Raw genomic sequence first — 4,573 nt, 5'->3', positions numbered from 1 at the left:
GCCCGTCTGCGGCGAGCCCCCGCGCCTCGATCACCCGCCGCCGTGCCGGTTCGGTCTCCCCCGCCTCCAGCAGCGCGTCCACCGCGTCGAGCTGGATGACCAGGCCGCCGAGGCTGTGCGCGAGCACGTCGTGGAGGTCGCGGGCGAGGGTGATCCTGGCCGCCTCCTCGCGCATGGTCGCCTCGCGTTCGCGCAGCAGCGCGGCCTGCTCGTCCGACCGGCGGAACTGGCGCCGGCTGAGGCCGGCGAACACGGCCAGCAGCACGCCGGCGAGCTCGCTGAGCACGGCGACCACGGGGGTGTCGAAGGGGAGCGCCCCCACCACGATCAGCGTCACGCTGCCGACCGCCACGGCGATCCCCAGAGCGAGCGGGTAGCGGAGGTCGCCGACCAGCACCAGGATCGCGACGATCACCGGCACGACGGCGATCCCGTCGGTGGCCGGGGTGACGATCGCGCCCGCTGCGGCGGAGACCAGCCCGAGCACCAGCGCGGTGCGGCGGGCGTCGAGCACGGCGCACACGCTGCGCGCCACCCAGGCGGCGACCGCGATCAGGCCCAGCACCAGCGCCCACGCCGGGCGCTGGGCCGAGTGGGAGCCGATGATCGAGTACGCCACGAAGCCGGCGCCCACGACGTTGAGCGTGAGCGCCAGCCATCCGGGCCAGGTCGAAGAGGTCACAGCACCATCATGCTGCGAGCGCGCGGTGCCGATCGAGACGCGCCGCGAAGACCGCGGTCCGCGCCGCGCGGTTCGCCGCGAAGACCAGCAGGATGATGCCGGTCGCGGCGGCGAGGTGCGAGCCGGCCTGCGCGGCCACGACATCCACCCCGACGCGCACCACGATGACCCCCACCCACAGCAGCAGGCCCAGCACGCCCGTCCGCGACTCGTACTCGGCGATGTCGCGCCCGTCCTTGCCCGTCGCCATCGGCTGCGCGAGGGGCCGGAAGTGCGCGATCGCGCCCATCCACGCCCCCACTCCGAGCGACAGGAGGACCTCGCCGACGACGATGGCCAGGTCGAGCGCGGTCAGTTCCGTGGGCTTCACCTGCTGCACCAGCAGCACCGCGCCGACGATCGCCAGGATCGCCGGACCGCGCCACATCCGCGCGACCACGACCGGCCGCCACACGAGCTGCTTGTACCCCACCCATCCGATGAGCAGCAGGATGAGCACCGCGTTCCCGAGCGTCTGAACCGTCATGACGAGCCTTCCCGGCCGGAGCCTCCGACCTACCTCTCCAGCGTGACGCGGCGCTCTCGGCGGCGGCACCGCCCTGGGGTGGAGAGCGGGTGGAGATCGCGCGGGTGGACGCCGGAGCCGGACTACGCTGGACCGCGTGCCAGAGAACCCGTCGGTCGTCCTGTCGGAGAGCGGCTTCACCGCCAGCGTGGAGCCGGACCGGTTCGTGCCCGGTGCCTACCAGCTCGTGGTGGACGGGACGCCGCAGTCGCACGTGAACCTCGACGACCCGTCGCAGCTGTTCTTCGAGTACGTGCAGCGGATGGGCAACGTGATCGACCTGATCGGCGAGCCGGGGGAACCCATCACGGCGGTGCACCTCGGGGCCGGCGCGCTCACCCTCCCCCGCTACGTCGCCTACACGCGGCCGGGATCGCGGCAGCAGGTGGTGGAGCTGGAGAGCAAGCTGGTGGAGCTGGTGCGCGAGGAGCTGCCCCTCCCCCGCTACGCGCAGATCCGCATCCGACACGGGGACGCCCGCGAGGTGGTGGGCAAGCTCCCCGCCGGGCTGCGCGGTGAGGTCGACCTGCTCGTGATCGACATCTTCAGCGGCGCGCGGACGCCCGCGCACGTCACGAGCATCGAGTTCTACCGGTCCGCCGTCTCGCTGCTCAAGCCCGGCGGGATCGTGCTGGTTAACGTCGCCGACGGGCCGCCGCTCGCGTTCGCGCGCAGCCAGGTCGCGACGCTGGGCGCGGCCGTGGAGCACGTGGCCGCCCTGGCGGAGACGCAGGTACTGAAGGGGCGCCGCTTCGGGAACGTGGTGCTGGTCGGGTCGAACACCGCTCTGCCGATGGAGTGGCTGCCGCGCCTGCTCGCGAGCGGACCGCACCCGGCGAAGGCGGTCGCGGGCAGCGAGCTGCGCGCGTTCGCGGCGAGCGCGCCGATCGTGACGGACGCGACGAGCGTGCCGTCGCCTCCCCCGGCCCGGAGCATCTTCCAGACCGGCAACCGCCGCGACTGACCTCGCCGGGTCGCGTGCCGCCCTACGCGCGGCGGAAGGTCACGGTCTGACCGGGTCGCGCCTGCGCCAGGAGGTCGAGCGAGGCCTCCGCGACGACGGCGATCACCGGGTACCCGCCGGTCACGGGATGATCGGCGAGCAGCACGGTCGGCCGGCCGTCGGGCGACACCTGCACGGAACCGGCCCCCATCGGCTCGCTCGGCAGCTCCGCGGTGACGCGGCGCTCCAGCAACGGCGCGGCGTGCCGGCCGGCGGCGGGCGGATCGAGGCGGACGCCGACCCGGTTGCTCTCGGCGCTGACGGTCCACTCCGCGTCGTGGAACGCCTCCACGGCCGCATCGGTGAACCAGTCCGCGCGCGGCCCGTGGTGCGCCCGCAGCTCGACGGCGCCGAGCGTGGGAGCCGACACGGGCACGAAGTCGACGGGAGGCACCGGGGCGCCGGGGTCGCCGAGCAGGAGGACGTCGTCGGCGCGGAGCGGCTCGGGCCCGAGCCCGGAGAGCACGTCGCGGGAGCGCGAGCCGAGCACCGGGAGCGCGGCGATGCCACCGCGCACCGCGAGGTAGGAACGCATCCCACGTCCGGGGCGCCCCACACGAAGTACCGCACCGGCCGGAGCGCGTACGGCGCGGTGGGTGTCGACCGGCTGCCCGTCGAGCTCCGCCGGGCCGTCGGCGCCGGTGAGCGCGAACCACGTCTCGGTCTCGAAGCGCGCGGCGAACCCGCCGAGCAGCAGCTCCACGCCCGCGCTGCCCTCGTCGTTGCCGAGGAGGCGGTTGCCGAGGCGCAGCGCGGCGCGGTCGAGCGCCCCCGACGGGCTGACGCCGAGGGCCGCCCAGCCCGGACGGCCGAGATCCTCGACCAGCGCGAGCGCACCCGGATCGAGCACGCGGAGGCTCATGGCACCTCCCGGAACCGCACCAGCGCGCCCGGCCGCAGCAGTGCGGGCGGGTCGGCGGCGGCATCCCACAGCACCGCGTCCGTCGTGCCGATCAGCTGCCAGCCTCCGGGGCTCGCTCGCGGATAGACGCCGCTGAACTCGCCCGCGAGGCCGACCGCGCCCGCCGGGACGGAGGTCCGCGGGGTCGCGCGGCGCGGCACGCGGAGCCGATCGTGGTCGGTGACCAGATAGCCGAAGCCGGGTGCGAAGCCGCCGAAGGCGACCCGCCAGACGGAGGACGTGTGCAGGTCGATCACGTCGCGCACCCCGAGGCCCAGGATGCCGGCGACCTCGGCGAGGTCCGCGCCGTCGTACCGCACCGGGAGGTCGACGGGGACCTCGTCCGCCGGCGGCGAATCGATCGGCCGCGTGCGCTCGACCCACGCCTGGGCGGCGCTCAGCGGCAGCACGGCGGGGTCGACCACGACGCCGATCGTCCGTGCGGCGGGGACGAGGTCGACCACACCGGCCGGACGCGTGGCATCGAGTGCGCGGTAGAGGGACAGCACCTCCTCCAGGCCGCCCAGCTCGGCGAGCAGCGCACGGTCGCCGGAGGGGAGGATGCGCAGGCTCACGCGAACGCCTCCACCGCGATCCCGGCCGCATCCAGGCGTGCGCGCACGGCGCGGGCCATCCCCACCGCGCCGGCCGAGTCGCCGTGCACGCAGAGCGAGTCCACCTGGACGGCGATGTCCGTGCCGTCGGCCGCGATCACCCGGCCCTCGGCGACGAGGCGGAGCGCCCGCTCCGCGATGCCCGCGTCATCGTGCAGCACGGCACCCGGCTCGCCGCGCGGGACGAGGGTGCCGTCGGCGCGGTACGCGCGGTCGACGAAGGCCTCGCGCACGAAGCGCAGCCCGGCCGTCGCGGCCTCCCGCTCGACCTCCGAGCCGGCGAGGCCGAGCAGCGCCAGCGACGGGTCGAAAGCGGCCACCGCCTCGGCGACGGCCCGGGCCTGCGCGGTGTCGCGGACGATGCGGTTGTAGAGCGCGCCGTGCGGCTTGACGTAGGAGACGCGGGTGCCGGCGACCCGGGCGATGCCTGTCAGGGCCGCCAGCTGGTAGAGGGTCTCGGCGCGGAGCTCATCGGGCGGGACATCCATCGCCCGGCGTCCGAATCCGGCGAGGTCGCGGTACGACACGTGCGCCCCGACGGCGACGCCGCGATCGGCGGCCGTGCGGCACGTCGCGAGCATCGTCGCCGCGTCGCCCGCGTGGAAGCCGCAGGCGACGTTCGCGCTGGTGACGACCGCCAGCAGGGCGTCGTCATCGCCCATCGTCCAGGCGCCGAACGACTCGCCGAGGTCGCAGTTGAGGTCGACGGAGCGTGCCATCCCCCTATTGTGGCGTGCGCGCTCCTGCACGTGCGCGATGCGCGCGCACCTTGGCCCGGTTGCCGCAGCGCTGCATCGAGCACCAGCGG

General features: G+C 74.9%; 7 protein-coding genes. 1 reads left to right on the top strand and 6 read right to left on the bottom strand.

The window, feature by feature from the left end; genetic code table 11:
• Positions 1-682, bottom strand: a 682-nt coding sequence (locus BGO91_RS05280; RefSeq protein ID WP_290471824.1) for a histidine kinase dimerization/phosphoacceptor domain-containing protein, incomplete at its 3' end; no start/stop codon positions are given.
• A 7-nt stretch (positions 683-689) separates the two neighbouring features.
• Positions 690-1,208, bottom strand: coding sequence for a hypothetical protein (locus tag BGO91_RS05275; protein ID WP_290471823.1), 519 nt, complete (start codon positions 1,206-1,208; stop codon positions 690-692).
• Positions 1,209-1,344: 136 nt separating this feature from the next.
• On the opposite strand from BGO91_RS05275, the gene BGO91_RS05270 reads away from it, so the two are divergent.
• Positions 1,345-2,211, top strand: coding sequence for a spermidine synthase (locus BGO91_RS05270; RefSeq protein ID WP_290471822.1), 867 nt, complete (start codon positions 1,345-1,347; stop codon positions 2,209-2,211).
• A 22-nt stretch (positions 2,212-2,233) separates the two neighbouring features.
• Here BGO91_RS05270 and BGO91_RS05265 read toward each other — a convergent pair whose 3' ends face one another.
• Genes BGO91_RS05265 through BGO91_RS05250 form a run of 4 tightly spaced genes read right to left on the bottom strand, consistent with a single transcriptional unit; the run spans position 2,234 to position 4,560 of the window.
• The gene (locus BGO91_RS05265; protein WP_290471821.1) at positions 2,234-3,112 is read right to left on the bottom strand and encodes a biotin-dependent carboxyltransferase family protein; all 879 of its coding nucleotides are present in this window, start codon (positions 3,110-3,112) and stop codon (positions 2,234-2,236) included.
• On the bottom strand, positions 3,109-3,726 hold the full coding sequence (locus BGO91_RS05260; protein WP_290471820.1) for an allophanate hydrolase subunit 1: 618 nt from the start codon (positions 3,724-3,726) through the stop codon (positions 3,109-3,111). The genes BGO91_RS05265 and BGO91_RS05260 overlap by 4 nt, the downstream gene beginning before the upstream one ends.
• Positions 3,723-4,484 (bottom strand): 5-oxoprolinase subunit PxpA, encoded by a 762-nt coding sequence (locus BGO91_RS05255; protein WP_290471819.1) that lies wholly within the window; start codon positions 4,482-4,484, stop codon positions 3,723-3,725. The genes BGO91_RS05260 and BGO91_RS05255 overlap by 4 nt, the downstream gene beginning before the upstream one ends.
• A gap of 4 nt (positions 4,485-4,488) precedes the next feature.
• Positions 4,489-4,560, bottom strand: coding sequence for a CGNR zinc finger domain-containing protein (locus BGO91_RS05250; protein ID WP_290471827.1), 72 nt, complete (start codon positions 4,558-4,560; stop codon positions 4,489-4,491).
• Between the last annotated feature and the right edge of the window lie 13 nt (positions 4,561-4,573).

It is taken from the genome of Leifsonia sp. 71-9, from assembly GCF_001898805.1.
Classification (GTDB): Bacteria; Actinomycetota; Actinomycetes; order Actinomycetales; family Microbacteriaceae; genus Leifsonia.
Note: the sequence above shows the minus strand (reverse complement) of the source record. Positions and strands in the feature narration are given on the sequence as shown.

Bases quoted from the DNA above. Each gene is read 5' to 3' on its own strand.
- BGO91_RS05265 (WP_290471821.1), bottom strand. From the start codon at position 3,112: ATGAGCCTCCGCGTGCTCGATCCGGGTGCGCTCGCGCTGGTCGAGGAT.
- BGO91_RS05255 (WP_290471819.1), bottom strand. From the start codon at position 4,484: ATGGCACGCTCCGTCGACCTCAACTGCGACCTCGGCGAGTCGTTCGGC.
- BGO91_RS05275 (WP_290471823.1), bottom strand. From the start codon at position 1,208: ATGACGGTTCAGACGCTCGGGAACGCGGTGCTCATCCTGCTGCTCATC.